This is a genomic window from Methylocaldum sp. RMAD-M, from assembly GCF_017832375.1.
GTDB lineage: Bacteria > Pseudomonadota > Gammaproteobacteria > Methylococcales > Methylococcaceae > Methylocaldum.
In genome coordinates this window covers 1-22,858 of the sequence record NZ_JAFIBZ010000045.1, presented here as the reverse complement: position 1 = coordinate 22,858, position 22,858 = coordinate 1, and the positions used below count along the sequence as shown (strand labels likewise).

The window sequence follows — 22,858 nt, the reverse complement described above, 5'->3', positions numbered from 1 at the left end:
GAACGGCAATGGCAAAAAAATCTATGATCGCACGAGAAAAGAAGCGTCAAGCGTTGGTTAGCAAGCACTACAAAAAGCGGGCTGAGCTGAAAACCATCGTTCAGAGTGTGTCGTCGACGGATGAAGAGAAATACCAAGCGCAACTAAAGCTTCAACAGCTCCCCAGAGACGCGTCGCCGTCGCGCCTCCACAACCGGTGCAGTTTGACCGGTAGGCCGCACGGGTTCTATCGGAAGTTCGGTCTCGGACGGAATAAGCTGCGTGAGTCGGTTATGCGCGGCGATGTGCCGGGCGTGACGAAGGCAAGCTGGTAAGAGTGGATCGTCGACCCAATCACCGTCTGAGCCCAACCGTTTTGTTTACGGAGAATTTGAAATGAGTATGACCGATCCGTTGGCTGATATGATCATCCGTATAAGAAACGGGCAAGCCGCCGGAAAAAACGAAGTCGTTATGCCGTCGTCGAACGTTAAAATCGCAGTATGCCGCGTATTGAAGGACGAAGGCTACATCACGGATTATCAGGTAAGCCAGGATGCCGGGAAGGCCTCGCTTTGTGTGCAGCTCAAGTATTACAAAGGGCAGCCCGTTATCGAGCAGTTCGAACGCGTCAGTAAGCCCGGCCGTCGCATTTACCGATCGAAAGATAAGCTTCCCCTGATTCTGGGCGGGCTAGGTACGGCGATCGTGTCCACCTCGAAAGGCGTTATGACAGACAAGGATGCACGAGAGGGTGGGCATGGTGGCGAGGTCCTCTGTCTGGTGTCGTAATCGAGCATAGAGACTTATCAATGTCCAGAATAGCAAAAAATCCGGTCGCTCTTCCGAAAGGGGTGGAGGCTAGCATTTCCGGTGACGTAATCACCGTAAAGGGTGCTAAAGGTGCGCTGACTCGCAGTTTGAGTCCCAAAGTTCGAGTTGAAATCGCAGACGGTCATATATCGATTTTAGCCGATAAAGCCGATAGACAAGCTAATGCGCTTGCTGGTAGCACGCGTGCAAACATTGCGAATATGGTAACGGGCGTGAGCGTTGGCTTCGCTCGTAAATTGACGATGGTTGGCGTTGGCTATAGGGCTCAAGCGAAAGGAGACGTATTGAGTCTCTCGCTGGGATTTTCCCACCCTCTTGAGCTTACCGCTCCGGAGGGTATTACGATCGAAACGCCCTCCCAGACCGAGATTGTGGTCAAGGGGTGCGACAAACAGCGGGTGGGTCAGGTTGCTGCCGACATCAGAGCATATCGACCACCGGAGCCTTATAAGGGAAAAGGTGTTCGATACGCGGAAGAGGAAGTCGTCAGAAAAGAAGCGAAAAAGAAGTAGGTGATTGATGGATAAGAAATCGGCGAGATTGAAGCGGGCGACGAAAGCCAGAGCGATCATCAAGTCATTAGGCGTGAATCGGCTTACCGTCCATCGGACGCCGCGTCATATCTATGCACAGGTAACGAGCGCCGATGGGGCGCTGGTCCTCGCGTCGGCATCTACGTTGCAGCCGGATATCAAGGCCAGCTTGGCGTCGACCGGAAACGTTGAGGCGGCCAAAGCGATTGGCAGGCTAATAGCGGAACGGGCGCTGTCGGCGGGAGTATCAAATGTGGCCTTCGATCGATCAGGATTCAAATATCACGGTCGTGTCAAAGCATTGGCTGACGCCGCGCGTGAAGCCGGGCTTGGGTTTTAGGGGGAGTTATGGCGAGCCTAAACGTTCAGAGCAGTTCGGCCGAAGGGTTTCAGGAAAAGTTGGTCGCGGTCAGGCGCGTCGCCAAAGTTGTAAAGGGCGGCCGTCAGTTCGGGTTCACCGCGTTAACTGTTGTTGGTGACGGGAATGGTCGGATCGGGTATGGCTTGTGCAAAGCGCGCGAAGTTCCTGTCGCGATCCAGAAGTCAATGGAGCAAGCCCGGAGAAATATGCGTAAGGTGAGCCTCAACGGTGACACCTTGCATTACGCAATCACTGCTAGCACTGGGGCTGCCAAGGTATTTATGCAGCCGGCATCTCAAGGTACCGGGATCATCGCGGGAGGTGCGATGCGCGCGGTATTCGAGGTTGTTGGCATACATAATGTGCTTGCCAAGTGTATTGGAACAAATAACCCCATTAACGTCGTTCGCGCAACGATTAAAGGACTGACGGAGATCAGAGACCCTCGTTCCATCGCAGCCAAGCGCGGGAAATTGGCAGATAATCGTTCGGGGAAAGATAAATGAGCGAGAAGCAACTCAAAGTTACGCAGATAAAGAGCGAGATCGGGCGTCTTAAGTCTCACCAGGCGTGTCTTCGCGGGCTTGGCATCAGACGTATGCACCGACCGGTATACGTTAGCGCAACACCGGCTAACTGCGGGATGATCAACAAGGTTGCGTACATGCTCAAGATTGAGGATGCTTAAATGTTCCTAAATTCGATTAGGCCGTCGGAAGGCAGCAGAAAAAAGAGAACCCGCGTCGGGCGCGGCATTGGCTCTACATTGGGTAAGACCAGCGGAAAAGGACATAAAGGCCAAAAAGCCCGAGCCGGAGGCTTTCATAAGGTAGGATTCGAAGGCGGACAGATGCCGCTTCAACGGAGACTGCCGAAAGTCGGATTTAAATCGAGAGTAAAAGCGTTCGTCGCTGAGGTTCGGTTAAACGAACTTAATCGGCTGGCTGGCGAGAAAGTCGATATCCAAGCGTTAAAGGCGGCAAATTTGGTTCCGGCGCAGGCTCGCTCTGTCAAGGTTATTGACTCGGGAGAGTTGACGTCCTCGGTGACCCTTGTCGGCATTAAAGTTACGAAGGGCGCGCGTTCAAAAATCGAAGCGGCTGGCGGCACAATCGAGGCATAAGTGAGCATCGCGAACTCCACCCTAAGCGAAAGGTTTGGTAGGCTCACAGAGCTTCGCCAACGGCTTCTCTTCGTAATCGGCGCTCTCGTCGTTTACCGAATTGGGGCACACGTTCCCATTCCTGGAGTTGATCCAAAGGCTTTGGCTGCGATGTTCGCGCAGCAAGGCGGGTCGATACTGGACATGGTGAACATGTTTTCAGGGGGCGCGCTGAAGCGCCTGAGTATATTTGCTCTTGGGATCATGCCGTATATCTCGGCTTCAATCATTATGCAATTGATGGCAGGCGTAATCCCGAAGCTGGAGCAGATAAAAAAAGAGGGTGAGTCAGGGCGGAAAAAAATCAACCAGTACACAAGGTACGGCACCGTTTTTCTCGCAACGTTCCAGGCCATCGGAGTCGGGCTTGCGCTACAAAACCAATCCGCCTCAGGTGTCCCTGTCGTTATTAGCCCGGGAATTCACTTCCTGTTTATCACGGCTGTGTCGCTGGTCTGCGGAACCGTGTTTTTGATGTGGCTTGGCGAGCAGGTTACGGAACGAGGGATTGGAAATGGGATATCTATCATAATTTTTGCCGGTATTGTGGCTGGGCTTCCGTCGGCAGTTGGCGGCACCCTCGAATTAGCGCGAACCGGTGAATTGAGCATGATGAGTATCGTCGCTCTGTTTGGTATTGCGCTAGCAGTAACGGCGCTCGTCGTGTTTGTTGAGCGGGGGCAGCGGCGGATTACCATTAATTATGCGAAACGGCAGGAAGGACGGCGGATGTATGCTGCTCACAAGAGTTTTCTGCCCTTGAAGTTGAATATGTCGGGTGTGATACCGCCGATATTTGCGTCTAGTATCATCCTATTTCCTGCAACGTTGGCGGGTTGGTTCGGAAACACTAAGAACCTTGGTTGGCTGCAGGATATCGCCACAACTTTATCACCCGGGCAACCGCTATACGTGTTGTGCTACGCCGGCGCGATCGTCTTTTTTTGCTTTTTCTATGCCGCGTTGGTGTTCAACTCGAATGAAACGGCGGAGAACCTGAAGAAATCGGGCGCGTTTATTCCGGGTGTCAGGCCTGGCCAGCAAACCGCAGCCTATATTGATGCCGTGATGACGCGTTTGACATTGGCGGGCGCCATTTACATTACCGCTGTATGCTTGCTGCCCGAATTTTTAATCGTTTATTGGAACGTGCCGTTCTATTTCGGCGGAACCTCTCTGCTGATCATAGTGGTGGTGGTAATGGATTTTATGTCACAAATCCAAACCTACATCATTTCGCACCAGTATGAAGGTTTACTAAAGAAGTCCAATATCAAGCTCAGTTAACCTGGTTTTAGAATCACGGTTTACAATCATCAGGGGAATTTTAATGAAGGTTCGTGCGTCAGTTAAGAAGATCTGCCGAAACTGCAAGATTTTGAAGAGAAAAGGGATTGTTCGCATAATATGTAAGGATGCGCGTCATAAGCAGCGCCAAGGCTAATCATTGAATAGCGTATTCTTAAATGACGTGGTATGATGCGAGATTCAGCCTAAGTCTAGAGAGTTGATGTGGAGGCAGGATAAATGGCACGAATTGCGGGAGTTAATATCCCGGATCACAAGCACCTAGTTATTTCGCTTACGGCGATTTATGGTATCGGCAGATCTAGGGCATCACTGATTTGTGAGAACGTTGGTCTGAGCCCCTCGGTTAAGGTCAGGGAACTCGGGGACAGTGATATCGAGCGCATCCGCGAGGAAGTTGCGAAGTTTGTTGTGGAAGGGGATCTTCGGCGCGAGAGCGCGATGAATATCAAGCGCCTAATGGACTTGGGTTGTTATCGTGGAATGCGGCATCGGCGAGGTCTCCCTGTTCGCGGGCAACGGACCCGTACTAACGCACGAACCAGAAAAGGTCCGCGACGGCCGATTCGCAAATAAATCTAAAGAGTGGTTTCGAGGTAAGACATCGACATGGCTGCATCTAGTCGTCCCGCAAAACGGATTAAACGAGATATTTCTGACGGAGTTGTTCACATCAGCGCGTCATTCAATAACACCATAATAACGATTACAGATCGTAAGGGTAATGCGCTCGCATGGGCAACTGCTGGGGCCTCGGGGTTTCGCGGGTCTCGGAAAAGCACGCCGTTTGCTGCTCAGGTCGCCGCAGAAAAGGTGGGAAGCATAGTAAAGGATTATGGCGTGAAGAATCTGGATGTGCGAATAAAGGGACCTGGGCCAGGCAGAGAGTCGGCGGTAAGGACGCTCAATAATATGGGATTTAAGATCACGAATATTATTGATGACACACCGATACCGCACAATGGGTGCCGTCCTCCAAAGAAACGGCGGGTATAAGCAGAGGGGCGAAAAATGGCTAGATATCTAGGGCCGAAGTGCAAGCTCAGTAGAAGAGAAGGCACGGATCTGTTTCTTAAATCGCGCGGCAAGTCGCTCGAAGGAAAGTGCAAGCTCGATCAACAGCCGGGGCAGCACGGCCAGAAGCGCGCCCGTATGTCGGACTACGCAACTCAGCTCCGCGAGAAGCAGAAGCTGCGCAGAATTTACGGCGTATTGGAGCGCCAATTCCGGAATTATTATAAGGCCGCGTCGAGCAGAAAGGGATCAACCGGCGAAAACTTGCTGAACCTGCTCGAGTCTCGTTTAGATAACGTGGTCTATCGCATGGGTTTTGCTTCCACCAGGGCCGAAGCGCGCCAGCTTGTTAGCCACAAAGCGATTACGGTTAATGGCAAGGTCTTGAATGTGCCGTCCTACCAAGTCGCGCCAGGAGATGTTGTCTCAGTACGGGAAAAGGCAAAGAATCAGCTAAGAGTTAAAGATGCACTGCAAGTTTTGGAACAGTATGGATTTCCTGCTTGGGTGGATGTCGACGCAAAGCAAATGCGGGGCGTGTTTAAGTCAGTGCCTGAACGTAGTGATCTGGGCGCTGAAATAAACGAGCAACTGGTTGTCGAGTTGTACTCCAAATAATTGTTGTTCCTAATCGATGCAAAACTACTTGGCGAATCTAATTAAACCGCGGTTGGTTGACGTCAATCCCATAGATCGAAACAGTGCGAGGATTGTAATCGAGCCTCTGGAAAGGGGGTTTGGTCATACCCTGGGCAATGCGCTGAGGCGAGTTCTGCTCTCCTCGATACCCGGCTGTGCAGTTACGGAAGTAACAATAGAAGGGGTATTGCATGAGTACTCTACGATAGATGGCGTTCAAGAAGACGTTATTGACATTCTTTTGAACCTTAAGAACCTCGCGATTCGTATACCGACCGGACAAGAGGTTACGCTTAAGATAAACAAGTCGGGTCCTGGCAAAGTTACCGCAAGCGACATAGAGCTTACCCACGATGCGGAAATTCTTAACCCGGAGTTGGAGATCGCGAATCTGACGCACTCCGGGAAGTTAAGCATGACGCTCAAAGTTGAAAAGGGTCGAGGATATCAGCCGGTGGGCGCGCGGAATTCCGGGCAGGCGGAAACCGCAGTTGGCGTGCTTAATATCGACGCTTCTTTTAGCCCGATTCGGCGCGTCTCGTATTTGGTAGAGAACGCTCGTGTCGAGCAGCGTACGGATCTAGATAAGCTTATTCTGGAGCTGGAAACTAATGGGACGGTTGATCCAGAAGAAGCGGTTCGACAAGCTGCATCGATTTTGAACGAACACCTATCGGTATTCGTTGCCCTCAAAAGTGAGGAGACGCCGAGAATCAGCGAAGAAAGGCCGCAGTTCGATCCGTTGCTGCTTCGGTCGGTTGATGATCTCGAACTGACTGTTCGCTCCGCTAATTGCTTGAAGGCGGAAAACATATTCTACATCGGCGATCTGATTCAAAGGACCGAAGTGGATTTGCTCAAAACCCCAAACCTTGGAAAGAAGTCGCTGACTGAAATTAAGGATGTTTTGGCGACGAAGGGTTTGTCACTTGGCATGCGACTTGAAAATTGGCCTCCCGAGGGTCTTAAACGTGACCAACAAGACTCTTAAATTTGTGTGGGTGTAACAAATGCGGCATCGTAATTCGGGTAGAAAACTAAATATTACCGGCAGTCACCGAAACGCCTTGTTTCGAAACCTAACTGCCTCCTTGATCCAACATGAGATCATTCAAACGACTTTGCCGAAAGCGAAAGAGATCAGGCGGTTTGCTGAGCCTTTGATCACCTTGTCGAAGAAGAATAGCGTAGCCGCACGACGCCTTGCGTTTGCGCGTATCAGAGACCGTGACGCAGTCGTAAAACTGTTCGACGAGTTAGGACCCCGATTTAAGGATCGGCCGGGTGGCTATTTAAGGATTTTGAAATGCGGTTTCCGCAGGGGCGATGCCACACCCATGGCATACGTAGAACTTGTTGATCGGTCAAACGCATAAGAGCCGGACGCCGGCTAAGGTGCAAGATTGGCCTGAATGGCCAATGTCGTTGGCCCGCTTATGCGGGCCAATTGCTCTGCAGCAAAGTAAAGTTTTCCGCATTGCCTAGCCTACTCATATAACGTAGGAAGCGGCTGAGAAAATATCGGTCGCTCATTTATACTACCGTCACCAAGCGGAATTTTCGGCATCTAACGGTGCTCTTGCGCGGGAACTCCGTCATGCAATATAAGCCCCTTATCATGGGGATTCTGAACGTAACTCCAGATAGCTTTTCGGATGGTGGCCGGTATTGTGTGCCAGCGGACGCGTTATTGCATGCGCAACGTATGGTATTAGAGGGTGCGGATATCATCGATATCGGTGGGGAGTCGACGCGGCCCGGCTCAGAGCCGGTTAGCGAAGAGGCGCAACTTAGCCGCGTCATTCCGGTCGTTCGTACTTTGCGCAGCCATTTGCCGCACAATGTGATGTTAAGCGTCGATACGACAAGAAGTCGCGTCGCAGAGGAAGCGATATCTGCTGGCGTAAACATGGTGAATGATATCTCAGCCGGTAGGGATGACCCAAGGATGTTCTCGGTAGCAGCAAAGGTTGGTGTGCCGTTGGTACTTATGCATATGCAGGGCAAGCCAAAAGGTATGCAAGATAACCCCGTGTATACGGATGTAGTCGAAGAAGTATTGGTGTTCTTAATGGAACGGGCAGAAGCTGCAATGAAAGAAGGGGTTGCGGCCGAGAACATTGTCATCGATCCTGGCATCGGGTTTGGAAAGCGGAAAGACGACAATCTGCGGTTGATTAAAGAGCTAAGTCGCTTCGTGGCGACGGGTTATAAGGTTTTATTAGGGACAAGCAGGAAGCGCTTTATGGGGGCGATCTGCGGCGAGAGTCATCCGCCGGAACTGGTGGGGGCGACGATAGCAACTACTGTTCTTGGAGTATCGGCTGGAGTGGCTTTGTTTCGCGTGCACGATGTTAAGCCCAACCGTCAGGCTGCGGATGTGACCGCGGCGGTTTTGCGGATGTGAATTGGCGGCACGATGGCGAACTGTCAGTTAGTCCCGGCGATTCGGCTAAGTTATTAAATGCAAACCGCTAAATCAGTAGGTGACGCAGTTGAGCTCAGGCTGCTTGTATGGGTATCGACTGACCCGTCCGGACGATTTGGTTGTGTTCTCCAAGATAGATCAGTGTGGGTTTATAGCCGATGAGTTCGCTCTGATTTAACCCTACGTAGGCGCATATAATCATGATGTCTCCAGGAGCAGCAAGACGAGCGGCAGCGCCATTGACAGAAATTACGCCCGATCCCTCTTGTGCGCGAATGGCGTAGGTAGTGAACCTTTGCCCGTTGTTAACATTATAAATGTGGATTTGTTCATATTCTCTGATTCCCGAGCGTTCGAGTAGCAAACCATCAATGGCACAAGAGCCCTCATACTCGAGTTCGGAGTGTGTCACTCGAGCTCTGTGTAGCTTTGCTTTGAGCATCATCGTTTGCATACGGTAAACCTGTGAGTAGGCTCGTTCGAGTCGGGGATTATCCAGAAAAAGCTAGACAGTAGCAACCCGGCGTAGAATTAGTCGGCTTGGCGGAACCATTGATTATAGGTGATTAAGGCAGAACGTCGCAAGGAAAGTGCCAGCGATCTTGTCTCTTGGCCGGAGGGGCTGTTATGGATGATTTACCTTAGGCACTGAGGTGTCAGCGGTCGCCAAGGTCGGAGTGAAACGGGATGTCGGATGGAAGTAGTGCTAGTTTTATACGGTAGGCCTAACTTATTTAATTTTGTGCGGTCTTATTTTCGTGGTTTTAATTTGCAGTGGCCAGCTCGCTCTATGTGCCCGTAAATTCTTTAACAGTAGAATATGGCGATTACCAATGACCAAGAAACGGATGCAGAGAATCGTACTGGATCTTGGCCGGGAAAATGCCTGGTTATTTTTAACGAAGCGAATTCGGTAATATCTCTCGAGTTAACGTCACTAAAAGCATGTAGGAGTAAATTGATGGGTATCGGTATATGGGAGCTACTGCTCCTTTTCTTGATCGTACTGTTGCTGTTCGGCACCAAACGACTACGTAACATTGGCGGCGATCTGGGATCGGCAATAAAGAGTTTTCGTAGTGCGATGAGCGAGGGGGACGAAGAGAAATCCGGGAGGACGATCGACGGAGAGGCGGTCCACGAGAACAAAGACAAGACGACCTAACAACGATTCAAAAAAGCATGTTCGATATTGGCTTTTGGGAATTGGTCTTGGTAGGTGTCGTATCGCTTCTGGTGTTCGGTCCGGAGCGTCTACCCAAGGTGGCAAGAGAGGTCGCACTGTGGGTTCGAAGGGCTCGTGCAATGGCCGCTTCGGTGAGGCAAGAAATTGACCATGAGCTTCAGTTGCAAGAGTTGCGTCAATCTTTATTAGAAGAAAAGAAAAAGGTGGAGTTATTATCGACTCCGGTGCGACCTGGCAAAAAGAAAGATCGCGTGTCGATATCTGATCCGAACGAAACGGACGAAAAAGAGCCTGCTTCTAAGCACCGCGATGGTGAACTATAAAAAGTATAGTCGGGGACAGATGCAAGACACCGAGCAACCTTTTATTTCTCACCTAGTAGAACTACGGGATAGACTGCTGCGGTGCATACTCGTGGTTTTGTTTGTTTTTATGAGCATGGCCTATTTTGCCAACGAGATCTACGCTTATTTGGCAGGGCCGCTCATGAAGCATTTGCCGCCCGGTTCGCAAATGATCGCGATCGATGTCGCCTCGCCATTCCTGACACCGTTCAAGCTTACGCTGGTGGCGGCGGTTTTCCTGTCGATACCGTATATTCTTTACCAAGTTTGGGCCTTTGTCGCGCCGGGCTTATATGAGCATGAGCGCCGTCTGGTGCTGCCGCTTCTGTTTGCAAGTACAGTGCTGTTTTATGGGGGTATGGCGTTTGCCTATTATCTGGTCTTCCCTCTGATTTTCGGGTTCCTGACCGCAACGGCGCCGGCGGGAGTAGCGGTAATGACCGATATTACGCATTACCTGGATTTCGTACTAACTTTGTTCTTCGCTTTCGGGGTCTCGTTTGAGGTTCCAATTGCGACCATCGTGCTAATTTGGAGCGGCATTTCTACCCGAGAGAGCCTGTCCGAAAAACGGCCTTACATTATTGTGGCCGCTTTTGTCATCGGAATGGTGCTTTCACCTCCCGACGTGGTTTCGCAAAGTCTTTTGGCAGTGCCCATCTGGCTGCTGTTCGAGTTGGGGCTTGTATTTTCGCGATTGTTTCGGCCTAGACGCATAGAGCAGATTCCAAACCTCCAAGACGAGTAAGGTCAGACCATAGCCGTCAATCCGCTGTTGCTGACACCGATATGATTTTTCTATTTACCGATTTCGGTTCAGACGGGCCGTATCTTGGGCAAATGGAAGCGGTGCTGCGATTGCGGGCGCCGGGAGTCGACATTGTAAATCTCGTTAGCAACGCACCCATGGGCGAGCCCCGGTGGAGTTCATATCTGCTCGCAGCCCTGTGCAAACAACTTCCGACCGGTAGCGTATTTCTTGCCGTGGTCGATCCCGGCGTCGGCGGTGAACGGTTGCCGGTTGTTCTACAAGCGGATGGGCAATGGTTTGTGGGGCCGGATAACGGTCTCCTCAATACTGTGGCAGCGCAATCGGCCGAAGCGGAATGGCGGGTGATCGATTGGCGTCCAAGGATGCTCTCGTCGAGTTTTCACGGCCGCGATCTTTTCGCTCCTATCGCTGCACGCATTGCCACCCATGACTTCAGCTGGGCGAGCCACAACCATCAGAAACCGGATCTGATCGAATGGCCGTCCGATCTCGCCGAGATCATCTATTTCGATCACTACGGCAATGCCATTACTGGAATGCGGCACAGGACTGAATACTGCGGAATGACGCTCTGTGCAAATGGCCAGTCGTTACGGCAGGCTAACACATTTTGTTCGGTTCCCGCCGGCCAAGCCTTCTGGTATCAAAACTCAATCGGACTGATTGAAATCGCAGTCAACTGTGGACGCGCCGATTGCGACTTAAAGTTGTCCCTCGGTACGGCCATTTCGTTCAAGGCATAAGATTGTTGGTCGCTGGAGCGTTTAGCGTCCGTGTTCCTCGAGAAAAGAGAGCAAGCGTTGGCGGTTCTTCTCTTGACCAAAGGTGGCGATGTGAAATCCTTCGGTGACCCAGAGCGACTTGGGTTCGCCGGCCGCTTCGAACAGCGTGATGCTGTGACGGGCCGGCACTATGTCATCGGTTTCGCTGCAGATGATGAGCAGCGGCAATGGTGATATCTCGGCGATATTTTTGATCGGGCTATAGTCGTCCGGCATCAGCCGGGAGAGCGGATACTGTAGCGGCCACGTGATCGGGACTTGGGCCAGTTTGTCACGGGTGATTTCGCGATAGCTGGCAAAAGGCGCATCCAAAACGATCGCAGTTAAGCGTTGCCGCGCTTCCGGATTCGCGCCCGCGTAGTAGGCGCCCAAGTTTGCACCTAGGCTTTGGCCGACAAGGAAAAGGTTTCTGTTCGCTACGCGAGGTTCGCTCAAAAGCCATTGAAAGCCTGTAGCCACATCGGTCAACACTTCCGGCAGACCTGGCGAGCCGTCGGATAGTCCATAGCCGCGATAGTCGAGGAGAAACACCTGATATCCTTTTTCCGGCAGCCAGGCGACGCTATAGATGTGAGTGCTGATGTTCTGGGCATTGCCGTGGAGGAAAAATACCGTTCCGCGCGGGGCGCCGCGAGCAAACAAGAACCAGCCGTGTAATTTAATCCCGTCTGGGGTGACCAGGTTTACATCTTCGTATTTCAGGCCTAAGGCATCGGGTGTGAGCCGCATCGCCCGGTCCGGATAAAAAAGCAGGCTGGCGCATCCGGAAAGGCTAAGGGCGAACGGAATAATCAAAAGATTTCGGAAAAAGCATCGGGACACGGTAATGCTCCATCAGCGCCGGATGCAAATACGCGGCAATATTTGTTCGACTCTCAAAAATACCGCCGCACCGACAAAAGAAATTCACTCGCATAAGTACGCTCTCCCCGGTCTCGGCCGAGACGCAGGTTCAGCGCATAGTCCTTGCCTAGATTCACCGTATGGTCCAAGCGCAATCCGCCCGTGCAATACTCGTCTTCCACGATATAGCAGTCAATTCGAAAATCCAGCAGTCCCTGCCCGCCCAGGCCGCGATACAGCCAGCCGATGCGGGGGCCAAGCCCGATATCGACGTTCGGTCGAACCGACTCGCTTACTTCAAGCGTGCCGTTCACTAGGCCGAAGATCATTCCGTCGCCGATGCTGTAGCTCAAACCGACGCCTCCGTCCAGATAGCCGACCAACGGTCGGCCGGTTTCAAGCAATTTTCGCCGGGCGCCGAGGCCGACGGACCAGGACAAGGGCTGGATAAACTCTGTGCGCGGGGTTAATGATGCGATATTGATGACATCCACGGCTTCGACGCGGAATCTCTCGTCTTCGTAATACCGGACACTGGCATCGAGAAATTTGATCTGGGCTCCCAGCCGGTAGCCGGCTAAAGGATCGGTCAGATCGTGATAGGCGGAGCGCAATCGGAATGAGCCGAACGCCGTATGATCGAAAAAACCGAAGCCGAGGTCGGCGCGCCAAGGCTTGTGCCCTTCATCATCCCGAGTGGCCGGACGCTCCGGCGGTTTTAGCGGTGAAACGTCATCGATCCGGCTGCGGGCCAGCAGGAGTTTATAACTCAGACCGGCAACACGCTCCCTCGGCAATTTGTCGGCCAACGACCGGTAGCGCAAAGACTCGTATGCCGTCTCCAGTGTAGCCGCTTGTTCGGCGGCAGACATCGGTCTAAGAGCAGCGCTGTCCAGCGCGATTTTTCCATCTGCCAACTGTCTGGCCACGCGGCGTTGGTCAGACGTGAGCTGGCGGGTATGCTCGTTCAACACCGTTGCCGCGGATGGACGGTAATCCACATGCTCGACCAATCCCGCATCAACGATGGCGCGCACGGTATCCGAGGGAATGGAGCGGTAGGGAAATTTCTCCCGAAGCGCAAGAGCCGGACGCACGACATCCAGCAAGCTCAAAATACGATAAGAGCAGTTTTCTCCGATAAAGTAATAGTCGAACCGAATCGGCCGAATTTCCCAGACGTGACGGATCAGTTGCGCGGTTTCGGCGGGCGACAGGTTAAGGGAATATTCCCAAATATCGCGGTTTTCGAAGTCGCTGTATTCCTTAACTTTTTCATAAAACGGCTGTACCGAAATCACGCCCGGATAGCCACCGAACAGACCTCGGTACGCGTAGAACAATTCGTTGTCCGCCACATTCACGTCCGCCGCATAATTGATCGTATGGGCCAGCAGGCGTGCATTTTCATCCTGATTTTCGCGGTCCAGGCGCAAAAAAGTATGTCCGAACATGGATGACGGGCTGTTCAGGTAGGATGCGGGAAAGATCAGGCTTACCGAATGGGCCTTCAGGGTCTCGGTCCATTCGGAAAACGCTTTGCAGTCGTGATCCGAAGATAGCGAACCGCCGAAATCGAGCCGGCTTTTTAGCCAATGATAACGAGCGGGAAATCGGCACCGAGGGTGCTCGTCTCCGTCTCCTGGCGCAAAATAGGCTAGAAGGGTGGCGGATAATTCCGCGTCGGGATCGTGTTGACCCGTTTCGGCAAGAAAAAAGGCCGGGTCGTCCGCATCGCTGGCCCAGTCTCCGAAGGGAGTGCGCCGGTAATGGCCCAGGGCCAGCCAGGTAGGGTCGTCGTGCAGACGCATCGCTCGCGCCTGTCGAAGCAGTATCGAGGGATTTTCCGACCCAAAGGCGCGGAAAGCTGCCGTCTGAAATGTCAGAGCAACAACGAGGCATAAGAGCGACTTCACGGCGGATGAAAGAAGAGGCGCTTCATATTTCGGGGAGCGCCTCGCAAGCTAGGGATCAGCCGACGTACTTGGCCAATGCGGAGTCGGACTTCATCACGACGATCAAGGCGTCCATTACCTCGTCGCTGGTAACGGATTCTCGCGGATAAATCACGGCGAAATGTTTCTTGACCAGCGCGAAAAAGGCCAGGCGATCTTCTTTTGCGATGCCCATAACTTCGGAAAGCCCGGCAAGTGTTTCGCCGTTTCCGCGAGACATGTCCTCGGCCAGCTTGGTCATGTTGGCCCCGATGTACATGCGGCCGCCCCTGTAGCGAATGGTTTGGTTGGCGTCGCAACCGTTGGTGCCGGAGGATATACCGAAAGTGTTGTTGCCGAAGCTGCCATTGGTGGTAATCGCGAGTGAATGGGCGCCGACGCCGCTGTTGCCGTCGAACAGCAACGCTCCCCAGCCGCAACCACTTGCGCCATCTCCCCTGGGACCGGCTCCTTGGGTATGGCTGGTCGCGTGGGCTAGGATAGGACTGATTAACAACAAACCACCCATCACTGTCATCATCTTTTTCATTGGAATTCTCCTTGAGGTTGTTGAACTTAGATCGACACGGAGCGCGAAATGAAGCGCCATTCCCTTAATACCAGATTGTGCCGAAGCTTGTAAATTTATCTGCTGGTTTAAGTCGAGTTTGGAGCGGTTTTCAGTGTTTCAGTCCGGCAAATTGGCGCGACGTTTTGCAGGCAGGTCGTATTGCAGTAATTCTTTTAGCAAAAGCGGGAGATGGAACGCCGGCTCCAAAAGAGTTACGGTTCGTATACAAGAGAATACAGTCGCTTCATTTAAATACCTTAGCGCTTTGCGTATAGTTTTTGCGCAAAAGTCATCCTAAAAATAGCGAATAACACCCGTGCCAAACAGGCCATTAACGAAATATCAAGACAAAATCATTTCCCACGGCGCCAGCCTCCTCAGGCCGCACTATCCATTGATCGACCGTTTTAGCGATGCCCGAATTATCGCTATTGATAACGGCCGTTCCATAACTTTGGGCGAATTTTTCCGGGAAGTAATCAATCTGGCGGCAAATCTCCCCGATCGTCCTTACATGGTCAATCTCTGCGAGAACCGATACCGGTTTCTTGCGGCTTTCGCCGCAGCCGTGCTCAAAGGGCAGATCAACCTGCTGCCGCCGAGCCGGGCACCTAGGGTCTTGCAGCAAGTGACGGAACACTATCCGCAGCTTTATTCCCTGGTTGACGGTCCGGATTTTCCGGAAGGACTTGATACGATCGTCCGTTACGATTGCAGCCCACGACAGACGCCACGCCAGGACGCTTACATCCCGGAGATTCCGGGAGATCGAGTAGTTGCAATCGCGTTTACGTCCGGTAGCACAGGCCAGCCGAAAGCTCACGTCAAAACGTGGCTGAGCTTTTGCGAGAGTGCGAAACTGATCGGGGCTGGCCTAGGTTTGAGGCCGGGGCAGTCGGCTAGTGTCATCGCCACGGTACCGCCGCAGCACATGTACGGTCTCGAGACCAGTATTCTTCTGCCGCTTTGCCTTGGCGGAATGGCGCTGCACTCCGGTAAGCCTTTTTTTCCGGCCGATATCCGCGCCGCTTTGGAATTGTGCCCGGAGCCGCGAATCCTCGTAACGACGCCGGTGCACATACGGGCACTGATCGAGGCCGGGGAAGATCTTCCGGAGATCGAGCTCATCGTCTCCGCTACGGCACCGCTTTCTCGCGACTGGGCAGCCAAGGCGGAAGGTCTGTTTCGAACCCGCGTGCTGGAGATTTACGGCTGTACGGAAGCGGGATCGATTGCCTCCCGCCGCACGAGTCGAGACGACATGTGGCATGCGTTCGACGGCGTGCGTTTTCAGGCGAAAGGTGGCGAATCATGGGTCGATGCCCACCATCTTCCCGGACCTGTCGTGTTGAACGATTTGATCGAATGTTGTGGCGCTCGGCAGTTCAAACTGTTGGGACGCAACGCGGATCTGGTCAACATCGCCGGAAAGCGCACCTCGCTCGGTGCTCTAAATCATGTGTTGAACGAGATAGACGGGGTCCGGGACGGGGTCTTTTTTTTGCCGGATGGCCCTGAAGGGACCGTCCGCCTGATCGCTTTCGCCGTAGCTCCCGGCAAGACTAAGGAACAGCTGCTTGCAGAATTGCAGGCGCGTCTCGATCCGGTTTTCCTGCCTCGCCCTTTGTATTTGCTGGACAAATTGCCTCGTTCGGAGACCGGCAAGTTGCCCCGACAAACTTTGGCCGAGATGGCGGAGCAATTGTCGACGATTTGACCGTGGTGTTCTGCTTCGGTACTCGACGAGGAGTCGAAACGCTCTCCTGGGATAAAAAAGCCCCGCAGTGTGAGCAGGGCTTCGCATTTTCGAGGACAACCAACCCGTTTATTTAACCTTGATCAGTTCTCGCCCTTCGCTGTCGAAATGGCAGATGCCTGCGACGAAATATTTACAGTCCGGCGATTGCTCGACCTTGGCACCGTCATTGGACAGCAAAATCCTCAGCGCGCAATAGTGAGCTTCGCCTTCTGCCTGTTTTTTCAGCACGATCTCGTTTTCGCTGACTGCCTTGGCTTCGCCTGAAATTTCCGCGGAACATGATCTCCGGCCTTCCTCGGTCGAACCGGTGGGCTCGAAATCCACGTCCATGGTCACCTTGATGTCGTCTCCGAATTTGCGGATTTTAAGATGCTGGACATGATCGCCCTCACGACGGATGTAATGGTCCGTGGAGGCGAAAACATTTGCCGAAAACAACAGGGCGAAAGTCAAAAACAGGCTCTTCTTCATGGTATTACCTCGTAGTTGGGATGGAACTCTCCCGAATGGATTTGCGCGTCTCGGAATTCGATCAATCGCGTAGCAGTTCGTTGATACCGACTTTACTGCGGGTTTTTTCGTCCACCTGCTTGATGATGACTGCGCAATAAAGACTATGGCTTCCATCCTTCGCGGGCAGGTTTCCGGATACCACCACCGAGCCGGCCGGTACGCGTCCGTAAGTGATCTCGCCGGTCATTCGGTTGTAGATCTTGGTACTCTGGCCGATGTAGACACCCATGGAGATGACCGAACCTTCTTCGACGATCACCCCTTCGACGATCTCCGAGCGCGCACCGATGAAGCAGTTGTCCTCGATGATGGTGGGCGCAGCCTGCAAGGGTTCCAGCACGCCGCCGATACCGACGCCGCCGGACAGGTGCACGTTCTTGCCGATCTGGGCGCAGGAGCCCACCGTCGCCCAGGTGTCGACCATCGTGCCGGAATCGACGTAAGCGCCGATATTGACGAACGACGGCATCAGCACGACACCGGGGCCGATGTAGGCGCCGTGCCGGACGGTCGCCGGCGGCACCACGCGGGCGCTCATGGCGGCAAAGTGTTCCGGCCTGAAGCCGCCGAATTTCGGTTCGACCTTGTCGAAATATTTCGTCTCGCCGCCTTCCATGATGCGGTTGTCGGAGATCCGGAAAGACAGCAGCACGGCTTTCTTGAGCCATTGATTGACGACCCAATCCCCGTTTTTCTTTTCGGCGACACGGGCGCGTCCGCTGTCCAGCAACGTCAAGGCTTCCTGAACGGCTTCACGGATCACCGCGCTGGTCGAGGTCGGAGTGAGCTGGGCTCGGTCTTCAAAGGCTTCGTTGATGATGTTTTCTAAGGACATGGCTTTACTTTTCGATTTACATGGATTGAATGAACTCTCGAATGCGGTGGGCCGCCTCCACGCATTCCTCCAGAGGGGCGACCAAGGCTATCCTGACATGATTTTGGCCGGGATTGATCCCATGCGCTTCGCGGGACAGAAAACTGCCGGGCAGCACGGTCAGATTTTGCCGCGCATAAAGATCCTGCGCGAATTGGCAATCATCGCGGTGGACATCGGGCCAGAGATAGAAGCCGCCTGGCGGTATCGACAGATCCAGATGGTCCTTCAGAACGTCGTGGACTGCGGAGAACTTCCGCCGATACGCCGCTCGGCTTTCCGTGACATGCTTTTCATCTTGCCAGGCTTTGATGCTCGCGTGCTGAACCGGCAGCGAGAGCGCGCAGCCGTGATAGGTGCGATACCTCTGGTACTGCTTGAGGATATCGGCATCCCCGGCAACGAAACCGGACCGCAGTCCCGGCGCGTTGGAACGCTTGGAGAGGCTATGAAACACGACGCAGCGCTTGAATTCCGTATTGCCCATGTCATGGGCAGACTGCAGCAAGCTTGGAGGCGGAACCGATTCGTCAAGATAAATCTCGGAATAACACTCATCCGAAGCGATGATGAAATCATGGCGCTCGGACAGATTGATGAGCGCTCTATGCGTCTCGGCGCTAATGACGGAGCCTGAGGGATTGCCGGGCGAGCAGATGTAAATCAGCTGGCAACGTTCCCAAATCTTGTCCGGCACCGATTCGAAGTCCGGCAGATAGCCTGTTTCTCGTGTCGTATTGAGAAAATAGGGTTCCGCACCGCCCAGCAGGGCTGCGCCCTCGTAGATCTGATAGAACGGGTTGGGCATCAATACCAGCGGTTGCTCGGCGGCATCGATGACATACTGAGCGAACGAGAACAACGCCTCGCGGGTCCCGTTGCAGGGCAGTACGTGGCGTTCCGGGTCCACGCTCGCCGGAGGCAGGGAAAACCGGCGCGACAGCCAGTCCGCGATGGTTCGGCGCAGTTCCAAGAGCCCCTTGGTGGCCGGGTAATTGGCCAGCCCGTGGAGGTGCGCGATCAGGCTTTCGGCAATGAAGTGAGGCGTCGGATGCTTGGGCTCGCCTATCGACAGGGCAATATGAGGCTTGTCGCCCGGGGGAGTAATTCCTTGCTTGAGTTCGGACAGCTTTTCGAACGGGTAGGGCTGTAGTTTTTGCAGATGAGGATTCATGCCGGACGGTTCGGTTCCATAGTTCAGCGCCTTACCGCTTAAAAAGCGGGGCCATAGTATAAGGGCATACGAGGGCGGTTCCAACTTGCGCGATCAAACCGCGCAAATTGTGGACGGACGGCCCGGCGTCCCGCAACTGGACGCCGGGCTGCGGCTAACCGATGCCGTTTAGCCGCGCCCGAATGAACGGCACGACTTCCTCCAGCGGAATTTGAATCGCTTCGGCATCCCGTCTCCCCTTGTATTCGGCCTGATTCGATTCGAGCAGACGCTCGCTGACGACCACCCGATGCGGAATGCCGATCAGTTCCAAGTCGGCGAACATGACGCCGGGACGAGCCTTTCGGTCGTCGAACAAGACTTCGATCCCTTCGTTCCGAAGAGAGCGGTACAGATGCTCGGCGATCTCCTGCAGCCGTTCCGATGTGTGCATGTTGATCGGCACGAGAGCGACCTGGAACGGTGCGAGCGCTTCGGGCCAGACGATTCCCCGTTCGTCGTGGTTCTGCTCGATGGCGGCGGCGACCACGCGTGACACGCCTATGCCGTAGCAGCCCATGATCAGCGCCTGGTTTTTTCCTTCTTCGTTGAGCACCGTGGCCTGCATCGCTTCGCTGTATTTGGTGCCGAGCTGGAAGACATGCCCGACTTCGATGCCGCGTGCGATGCGGAGATTTCCTTTGCCGTCCGGGCTAGGATCGCCTTCCGTCACCTTGCGGAGGTCGTGGACATGTCGGGGCGCCGGTTGGTCTCGGTCCCAGTTGACGCCGATCAGATGGAACCCCTTCTCGTTGGCGCCGCAGACGAAATCGCTCATGGCCGGAACGGGGCGATCGGCGATGACGTTTATGGCTCCTTTCGCGCCGGGCATTTGGACCGGGCCGATGTAGCCCGCCCGAGAGCCCATGTGCTGCTCGATTTCATCGTCGGTGGCAAAGCGGAAACTGCCGAGGATCTTTCCGGCCTTCACTTCGTTGAGCTCATGATCGCCCCGCAGCAGTAACAGGCAAAACTCTTCCCACTCCCTATCGAGGTCGCGCTTGCCGATCATCACGGCGATGGCCTTGACGATTTTTTCAGCAGGGACGTTCAGGAATTCCGCTACCTCGGCAATACTGGTCTTGCCAGGGGTAGCGATCTTCTCCATGGGACGGCTCGCAGGCGCACGCGCTTCGGCGGGAGCGATAGCTTCGGCCATCTCGATATTGGCGGCATAATCGCTCCGGTCGGAAAAGGCGATGGCATCCTCGCCGGAATCGGCCAGCACGTGAAACTCATGGGACATGCTCCCGCCGATAGCGCCGGTATCGGCCAGCACCGCACGGAATCGCAGTCCCAGCCGTTCGAAGATACGGGAGTAAGTCTCGTACATCCGGTCGTAGGTTTCCTGCAAGGAGTCCTTGTCGAGATGGAAAGAGTAGGCATCCTTCATCAGGAATTCGCGAGCCCGCATGACGCCGAACCGCGGGCGGATCTCGTCCCGGAATTTCGTTTGAATCTGGTAAAAGTTGACCGGCAACTGCTTGTAGCTTTTGATTTCGCTGCGGACCAGATCGGTGATGATTTCCTCGTGAGTGGGACCTAGGCAGAAATCGCGCTCGTGGCGATCCTTGAATCGGCAGAGTTCCGGGCCGAACACATCCCAGCGCCCCGATTCCTGCCAGAGCTCCGCGGGTTGCACCGCCGGCATGAGCACTTCCAAAGCGCCGCTGCGATCCATTTCCTCGCGGACTATGTTTTCCACCTTGCGGAGTACGCGCAGCCCCAAAGGGAGCCACGTATAAAGGCCGGCGGCGAGCTTGCGGATCAGACCGGCGCGCAGCATCAGCTTATGGCTGACGATTTCGGCATCGGCCGGGGTTTCTTTGATGGTGTTGAGCGGAAATTGGCTGGTGCGCATGATGGATGGAATACGTCCAAATGAGAAATGATTCTATTGTATCGTCAGCCAGCACGGGCCGTCAGCGAAGATTGAATCGTGCAGGTCGATTTTTTGAGCGCGAGAACAGAGTAACTGGAAAACTTGCTTGTTCTTTCGTGTTTTCGCAAAATTCGGTCCTGCCGCTCCTGTTATTCCTTCATGGACTACTTTGTCGATTCTTTTTTTGCCGCGCTCCGTCTAATCTTTCAGTTCGATCCCGAGGTTTACCGAATCGTCTGGACATCGCTCGAGATCTCGCTTACCGCAACCGTTTGCGCAGCGCTTCTCGCGGTTCCGGCCGGCGTCTGGTCGGCATCTATTGAATTTAAGGGAAAGCGGCTCCTGCGGCGGAGCTTGAACGCTTCGATGGCGATGCCGACGGTTATGATCGGCCTGATTTTTTACGGGTTGTTCAGCCGCCGCGGGCCGTTGGGCGAGCTCGCTCTTTTGTACACCCCGACGGCCGTCATCATCGGCGAGGCGGTGCTGATTTTTCCGCTCATCATGAATCTTGCGATGACCGCCGTCGAATCCGCCGATCCGCGTCTGCTGCCTACGTTGCGCTCTTTAGGCGCCAGCCCGGCGCAGCAGTTCGGGCTGGTATTGTCGGAAACCCGCTTGGCCCTGTTGGTGGCGGTTGCGGCCGGTTTCGGGCGAGCCATCGGAGAAGTGGGAACGGCGATGATGTTGGGCGGGAACATCCAGGGGCTTACCCGTACCATGACGACCGCCATCGCGCTGGAGACGAGTAAAGGCGAGTTCGAGCTCGGTTTGGCTTTGGGCATGATGTTGCTGCTGGTCGCGTTTTCGGTGAATTGGCTACTGCAATCTGCGGACCGGAGTGCCGGTTGAAGCGAGCGTATTGGCTGGAGCACGTGGTTTTTGCTTATGGCGATAAGCCGGCGTTGACCATCGATCATCTGGCGATCTCCGCCGGCCGGATTACGGCGCTGATCGGTCCGAACGGCGCCGGTAAGAGCACGCTTCTCGAGCTGCTCGCTTTTCTGATTCATCCGGATGCCGGCGAAATGTATTTTTTCGGTCAGCCGGTCAGGCGAGAGGACGTTCTGGCACTTCGGCGCCGCGTTGGGTTGGTGGCGCAAAGTCCTTATCTGCTTCAGGGTAGCGTGATGGATAACGTGGAGTTGGGACTGAGGCTGCGCGGTATCGGAAAGGAACAGCGGCACCGCAGGGCAATGGATGCAATGGAGCGAGTGGGACTTGCCGGATTCGAAAAGCGATCCGTCAGGGCGCTTTCCGGAGGCGAGAAACAGAGGGTTGCCTTGGCGAGAGCGCTGGCTCCGGCACCCGAAGTGCTGTTGTTCGACGAGCCATTTACGTATCTCGATCAAAGTAATGTGCGCTTGGTCGAGCAGGTGCTCTCGAATTATGCGCGGCAAAGTGGGAACACGGTGGTGTTCAGCACCCATGAGCAGGTGCAGGGTATCGCGCTCGCCGACGAGTCCATCAGCCTTTTCGCCGGAAGATCGGTCGGGGCGCCGCTCGTCAATTTGTTTCGCGGAGCGCTACGAAACGGCGTGTTCGACACCGGCAAGCTGGCGATACAGGTGCCGCGTGCGCTGGATCAGGGATCGCATCTCTCCGTCGATCCCGAGGAGATCGTGCTCTCCCCGGAACCTCTGAATTCCAGTCTCCGTAATTCGTTTCGCGGCCGTATCATCATGATCGCGGAAGAGGCGGGGCGGGCGAGGATTACCATTGATATCGGCGAGAAACTTAACGCCCGGATTACACTCGAATCGCTGCAAAGCCTCGGTTTGGAACTGGGGAAGGAAGTTTGGGTCAGTTTTAAAGCCACGGCGGTGAAAGTGTTTCCTGATTAGCGATGAACTTCAGCCAAGCGAATTTGCCACTCGGGTCGAGGCTTAGCGAACGCCGCGGCGCGCGCCAGCCGTTGAAGCAGGGT

Annotated in this window: 30 protein-coding genes; 22 read left to right on the top strand and 8 right to left on the bottom strand. The window is 54.2% G+C overall.

All coding sequences use genetic code 11. The features are described 5' to 3' along the window. Positions 1-8 precede the first annotated feature (8 nt). From rpsN to folP, 15 genes are all read left to right on the top strand, one after another. Positions 9-314, top strand: a complete 306-nt coding sequence (gene rpsN / locus JOD69_RS23270) for a 30S ribosomal protein S14 (protein ID WP_077731303.1) — start codon at positions 9-11, stop codon at positions 312-314. A 61-nt stretch (positions 315-375) separates the two neighbouring features. Continuing rightward, complete coding sequence (gene rpsH / locus JOD69_RS23265) at positions 376-771, top strand: 30S ribosomal protein S8 (RefSeq protein ID WP_077731302.1); 396 nt, start codon at positions 376-378, stop codon at positions 769-771. A gap of 20 nt (positions 772-791) precedes the next feature. Continuing rightward, positions 792-1,325, top strand: a complete 534-nt coding sequence (rplF, locus tag JOD69_RS23260) for a 50S ribosomal protein L6 (protein WP_077731301.1) — start codon at positions 792-794, stop codon at positions 1,323-1,325. 7 nt (positions 1,326-1,332) lie between these two features. Beyond that, the gene (gene rplR, locus JOD69_RS23255) at positions 1,333-1,686 is read left to right on the top strand and encodes a 50S ribosomal protein L18 (protein WP_077731300.1); all 354 of its coding nucleotides are present in this window, start codon (positions 1,333-1,335) and stop codon (positions 1,684-1,686) included. Between the two features lie 8 nt (positions 1,687-1,694). Next, positions 1,695-2,213, top strand: a complete 519-nt coding sequence (gene rpsE, locus JOD69_RS23250) for a 30S ribosomal protein S5 (RefSeq protein ID WP_086135210.1) — start codon at positions 1,695-1,697, stop codon at positions 2,211-2,213. Continuing rightward, positions 2,210-2,395, top strand: a complete 186-nt coding sequence (gene rpmD, locus JOD69_RS23245; RefSeq protein WP_077731298.1) for a 50S ribosomal protein L30 — start codon at positions 2,210-2,212, stop codon at positions 2,393-2,395. Before rpsE ends, rpmD begins: the two co-directional genes overlap by 4 nt. Then, positions 2,396-2,830, top strand: a complete 435-nt coding sequence (rplO, locus tag JOD69_RS23240) for a 50S ribosomal protein L15 (RefSeq protein WP_077731297.1) — start codon at positions 2,396-2,398, stop codon at positions 2,828-2,830. Beyond that, entirely contained in the window at positions 2,831-4,156 is a 1,326-nt protein-coding gene (gene secY / locus JOD69_RS23235) for a preprotein translocase subunit SecY (RefSeq protein ID WP_077731296.1), read from the top strand. It begins immediately after the preceding gene. Positions 4,157-4,199: 43 nt separating this feature from the next. Continuing rightward, on the top strand, positions 4,200-4,313 hold the full coding sequence (gene rpmJ, locus JOD69_RS23230) for a 50S ribosomal protein L36 (protein WP_077731295.1): 114 nt from the start codon (positions 4,200-4,202) through the stop codon (positions 4,311-4,313). Between the two features lie 83 nt (positions 4,314-4,396). Then, complete coding sequence (gene rpsM / locus JOD69_RS23225; protein ID WP_077731294.1) at positions 4,397-4,753, top strand: 30S ribosomal protein S13; 357 nt, start codon at positions 4,397-4,399, stop codon at positions 4,751-4,753. 33 nt (positions 4,754-4,786) lie between these two features. Next, positions 4,787-5,173: a 30S ribosomal protein S11 gene (gene rpsK, locus JOD69_RS23220; protein ID WP_077731293.1), complete on the top strand. Its 387-nt coding sequence runs from the start codon at positions 4,787-4,789 to the stop codon at positions 5,171-5,173. Between the two features lie 15 nt (positions 5,174-5,188). After that, on the top strand, positions 5,189-5,809 hold the full coding sequence (rpsD, locus tag JOD69_RS23215; protein WP_077731292.1) for a 30S ribosomal protein S4: 621 nt from the start codon (positions 5,189-5,191) through the stop codon (positions 5,807-5,809). 16 nt (positions 5,810-5,825) lie between these two features. Further along, positions 5,826-6,821, top strand: a complete 996-nt coding sequence (gene rpoA, locus JOD69_RS23210) for a DNA-directed RNA polymerase subunit alpha (protein ID WP_077731291.1) — start codon at positions 5,826-5,828, stop codon at positions 6,819-6,821. A gap of 19 nt (positions 6,822-6,840) precedes the next feature. Then, positions 6,841-7,206 (top strand): 50S ribosomal protein L17, encoded by a 366-nt coding sequence (gene rplQ, locus JOD69_RS23205; RefSeq protein WP_077731290.1) that lies wholly within the window; start codon positions 6,841-6,843, stop codon positions 7,204-7,206. A gap of 221 nt (positions 7,207-7,427) precedes the next feature. Further along, positions 7,428-8,237 carry a dihydropteroate synthase gene (gene folP / locus JOD69_RS23200; protein ID WP_077731289.1) on the top strand — a complete coding sequence of 270 codons (810 nt, stop codon included), beginning with the start codon at positions 7,428-7,430 and terminating at the stop codon, positions 8,235-8,237. A gap of 94 nt (positions 8,238-8,331) precedes the next feature. Here folP and panD read toward each other — a convergent pair whose 3' ends face one another. Then, complete coding sequence (gene panD, locus JOD69_RS23195; protein WP_086135211.1) at positions 8,332-8,712, bottom strand: aspartate 1-decarboxylase; 381 nt, start codon at positions 8,710-8,712, stop codon at positions 8,332-8,334. A 507-nt stretch (positions 8,713-9,219) separates the two neighbouring features. On the opposite strand from panD, the gene tatA reads away from it, so the two are divergent. From tatA to JOD69_RS23175, 4 genes are read left to right on the top strand one after another with little or no spacing between them, the layout of a single operon-like run. Further along, positions 9,220-9,423, top strand: coding sequence for a twin-arginine translocase TatA/TatE family subunit (gene tatA / locus JOD69_RS23190; protein WP_077731287.1), 204 nt, complete (start codon positions 9,220-9,222; stop codon positions 9,421-9,423). A gap of 17 nt (positions 9,424-9,440) precedes the next feature. After that, a complete protein-coding gene (tatB, locus tag JOD69_RS23185) occupies positions 9,441-9,767 on the top strand; it encodes a Sec-independent protein translocase protein TatB (protein WP_077731286.1) in 327 nt (108 codons plus the stop codon). A 19-nt stretch (positions 9,768-9,786) separates the two neighbouring features. Then, positions 9,787-10,536 carry a twin-arginine translocase subunit TatC gene (gene tatC, locus JOD69_RS23180; protein ID WP_077731320.1) on the top strand — a complete coding sequence of 250 codons (750 nt, stop codon included), beginning with the start codon at positions 9,787-9,789 and terminating at the stop codon, positions 10,534-10,536. A 41-nt stretch (positions 10,537-10,577) separates the two neighbouring features. Continuing rightward, a complete protein-coding gene (locus tag JOD69_RS23175; protein ID WP_077731285.1) occupies positions 10,578-11,303 on the top strand; it encodes an SAM-dependent chlorinase/fluorinase in 726 nt (241 codons plus the stop codon). A gap of 21 nt (positions 11,304-11,324) precedes the next feature. On the opposite strand, the gene JOD69_RS23170 is transcribed toward JOD69_RS23175, so the two are convergent. The 3 genes from JOD69_RS23170 to JOD69_RS23160 all read right to left on the bottom strand — a co-directional run bounded on the left by JOD69_RS23170 (position 11,325) and on the right by JOD69_RS23160 (position 14,729). Next, positions 11,325-12,164: an alpha/beta hydrolase gene (locus tag JOD69_RS23170; protein ID WP_086135212.1), complete on the bottom strand. Its 840-nt coding sequence runs from the start codon at positions 12,162-12,164 to the stop codon at positions 11,325-11,327. Positions 12,165-12,217: 53 nt separating this feature from the next. Continuing rightward, on the bottom strand, positions 12,218-13,996 hold the full coding sequence (locus tag JOD69_RS23165) for a DUF4105 domain-containing protein (RefSeq protein ID WP_086135213.1): 1,779 nt from the start codon (positions 13,994-13,996) through the stop codon (positions 12,218-12,220). Between the two features lie 160 nt (positions 13,997-14,156). Continuing rightward, positions 14,157-14,729 (bottom strand): DUF3015 domain-containing protein, encoded by a 573-nt coding sequence (locus JOD69_RS23160; protein WP_086135214.1) that lies wholly within the window; start codon positions 14,727-14,729, stop codon positions 14,157-14,159. Between the two features lie 415 nt (positions 14,730-15,144). Here JOD69_RS23160 and JOD69_RS23155 point away from each other — a divergent pair, with 415 nt between their 5' ends. Then, positions 15,145-16,407, top strand: coding sequence for an AMP-binding protein (locus JOD69_RS23155; RefSeq protein WP_210024334.1), 1,263 nt, complete (start codon positions 15,145-15,147; stop codon positions 16,405-16,407). A gap of 108 nt (positions 16,408-16,515) precedes the next feature. Here JOD69_RS23155 and JOD69_RS23150 read toward each other — a convergent pair whose 3' ends face one another. The 4 genes from JOD69_RS23150 to JOD69_RS23135 form a co-directional block, all read right to left on the bottom strand. Further along, positions 16,516-16,920 (bottom strand): hypothetical protein, encoded by a 405-nt coding sequence (locus JOD69_RS23150; RefSeq protein WP_077731281.1) that lies wholly within the window; start codon positions 16,918-16,920, stop codon positions 16,516-16,518. Between the two features lie 61 nt (positions 16,921-16,981). Further along, positions 16,982-17,797 carry a 2,3,4,5-tetrahydropyridine-2,6-dicarboxylate N-succinyltransferase gene (gene dapD, locus JOD69_RS23145; protein WP_086135216.1) on the bottom strand — a complete coding sequence of 272 codons (816 nt, stop codon included), beginning with the start codon at positions 17,795-17,797 and terminating at the stop codon, positions 16,982-16,984. A 16-nt stretch (positions 17,798-17,813) separates the two neighbouring features. Beyond that, the gene (gene dapC / locus JOD69_RS23140; RefSeq protein ID WP_077731279.1) at positions 17,814-19,010 is read right to left on the bottom strand and encodes a succinyldiaminopimelate transaminase; all 1,197 of its coding nucleotides are present in this window, start codon (positions 19,008-19,010) and stop codon (positions 17,814-17,816) included. Positions 19,011-19,164: 154 nt separating this feature from the next. Next, the gene (locus tag JOD69_RS23135) at positions 19,165-20,910 is read right to left on the bottom strand and encodes a proline--tRNA ligase (RefSeq protein ID WP_077731278.1); all 1,746 of its coding nucleotides are present in this window, start codon (positions 20,908-20,910) and stop codon (positions 19,165-19,167) included. 180 nt (positions 20,911-21,090) lie between these two features. Here JOD69_RS23135 and JOD69_RS23130 point away from each other — a divergent pair, with 180 nt between their 5' ends. Beyond that, complete coding sequence (locus JOD69_RS23130) at positions 21,091-21,783, top strand: ABC transporter permease (RefSeq protein ID WP_077731277.1); 693 nt, start codon at positions 21,091-21,093, stop codon at positions 21,781-21,783. Continuing rightward, entirely contained in the window at positions 21,780-22,775 is a 996-nt protein-coding gene (locus JOD69_RS23125; protein ID WP_210024333.1) for an ABC transporter ATP-binding protein, read from the top strand. Before JOD69_RS23130 ends, JOD69_RS23125 begins: the two co-directional genes overlap by 4 nt. Positions 22,776-22,858: the final 83 nt, after the last annotated feature.

What these genes read in the sequence shown, in the direction of transcription:
- rpsN (WP_077731303.1), top strand. Translation starts at nt 9, where the DNA reads ATGGCAAAAAAATCTATGATCGCACGAGAAAAGAAGCGTCAAGCGTTG.
- rpsH (WP_077731302.1), top strand. Translation starts at nt 376, where the DNA reads ATGAGTATGACCGATCCGTTGGCTGATATGATCATCCGTATAAGAAAC.
- rplF (WP_077731301.1), top strand. Translation starts at nt 792, where the DNA reads ATGTCCAGAATAGCAAAAAATCCGGTCGCTCTTCCGAAAGGGGTGGAG.
- rplR (WP_077731300.1), top strand. Translation starts at nt 1,333, where the DNA reads ATGGATAAGAAATCGGCGAGATTGAAGCGGGCGACGAAAGCCAGAGCG.
- rpsE (WP_086135210.1), top strand. Translation starts at nt 1,695, where the DNA reads ATGGCGAGCCTAAACGTTCAGAGCAGTTCGGCCGAAGGGTTTCAGGAA.
- rpmD (WP_077731298.1), top strand. Translation starts at nt 2,210, where the DNA reads ATGAGCGAGAAGCAACTCAAAGTTACGCAGATAAAGAGCGAGATCGGG.
- rplO (WP_077731297.1), top strand. Translation starts at nt 2,396, where the DNA reads ATGTTCCTAAATTCGATTAGGCCGTCGGAAGGCAGCAGAAAAAAGAGA.
- rpmJ (WP_077731295.1), top strand. Translation starts at nt 4,200, where the DNA reads ATGAAGGTTCGTGCGTCAGTTAAGAAGATCTGCCGAAACTGCAAGATT.
- rpsM (WP_077731294.1), top strand. Translation starts at nt 4,397, where the DNA reads ATGGCACGAATTGCGGGAGTTAATATCCCGGATCACAAGCACCTAGTT.
- rpsK (WP_077731293.1), top strand. Translation starts at nt 4,787, where the DNA reads ATGGCTGCATCTAGTCGTCCCGCAAAACGGATTAAACGAGATATTTCT.
- rpsD (WP_077731292.1), top strand. Translation starts at nt 5,189, where the DNA reads ATGGCTAGATATCTAGGGCCGAAGTGCAAGCTCAGTAGAAGAGAAGGC.
- rpoA (WP_077731291.1), top strand. Translation starts at nt 5,826, where the DNA reads ATGCAAAACTACTTGGCGAATCTAATTAAACCGCGGTTGGTTGACGTC.
- rplQ (WP_077731290.1), top strand. Translation starts at nt 6,841, where the DNA reads ATGCGGCATCGTAATTCGGGTAGAAAACTAAATATTACCGGCAGTCAC.
- folP (WP_077731289.1), top strand. Translation starts at nt 7,428, where the DNA reads ATGCAATATAAGCCCCTTATCATGGGGATTCTGAACGTAACTCCAGAT.
- panD (WP_086135211.1), bottom strand. Translation starts at nt 8,712, where the DNA reads ATGCAAACGATGATGCTCAAAGCAAAGCTACACAGAGCTCGAGTGACA.
- tatA (WP_077731287.1), top strand. Translation starts at nt 9,220, where the DNA reads ATGGGTATCGGTATATGGGAGCTACTGCTCCTTTTCTTGATCGTACTG.
- tatB (WP_077731286.1), top strand. Translation starts at nt 9,441, where the DNA reads ATGTTCGATATTGGCTTTTGGGAATTGGTCTTGGTAGGTGTCGTATCG.
- tatC (WP_077731320.1), top strand. Translation starts at nt 9,787, where the DNA reads ATGCAAGACACCGAGCAACCTTTTATTTCTCACCTAGTAGAACTACGG.
- JOD69_RS23175 (WP_077731285.1), top strand. Translation starts at nt 10,578, where the DNA reads ATGATTTTTCTATTTACCGATTTCGGTTCAGACGGGCCGTATCTTGGG.
- JOD69_RS23165 (WP_086135213.1), bottom strand. Translation starts at nt 13,996, where the DNA reads ATGCGTCTGCACGACGACCCTACCTGGCTGGCCCTGGGCCATTACCGG.
- JOD69_RS23160 (WP_086135214.1), bottom strand. Translation starts at nt 14,729, where the DNA reads ATGGCGCTTCATTTCGCGCTCCGTGTCGATCTAAGTTCAACAACCTCA.
- JOD69_RS23150 (WP_077731281.1), bottom strand. Translation starts at nt 16,920, where the DNA reads ATGAAGAAGAGCCTGTTTTTGACTTTCGCCCTGTTGTTTTCGGCAAAT.
- dapD (WP_086135216.1), bottom strand. Translation starts at nt 17,797, where the DNA reads ATGTCCTTAGAAAACATCATCAACGAAGCCTTTGAAGACCGAGCCCAG.
- dapC (WP_077731279.1), bottom strand. Translation starts at nt 19,010, where the DNA reads ATGAATCCTCATCTGCAAAAACTACAGCCCTACCCGTTCGAAAAGCTG.
- JOD69_RS23135 (WP_077731278.1), bottom strand. Translation starts at nt 20,910, where the DNA reads ATGCGCACCAGCCAATTTCCGCTCAACACCATCAAAGAAACCCCGGCC.
- JOD69_RS23130 (WP_077731277.1), top strand. Translation starts at nt 21,091, where the DNA reads ATGGACTACTTTGTCGATTCTTTTTTTGCCGCGCTCCGTCTAATCTTT.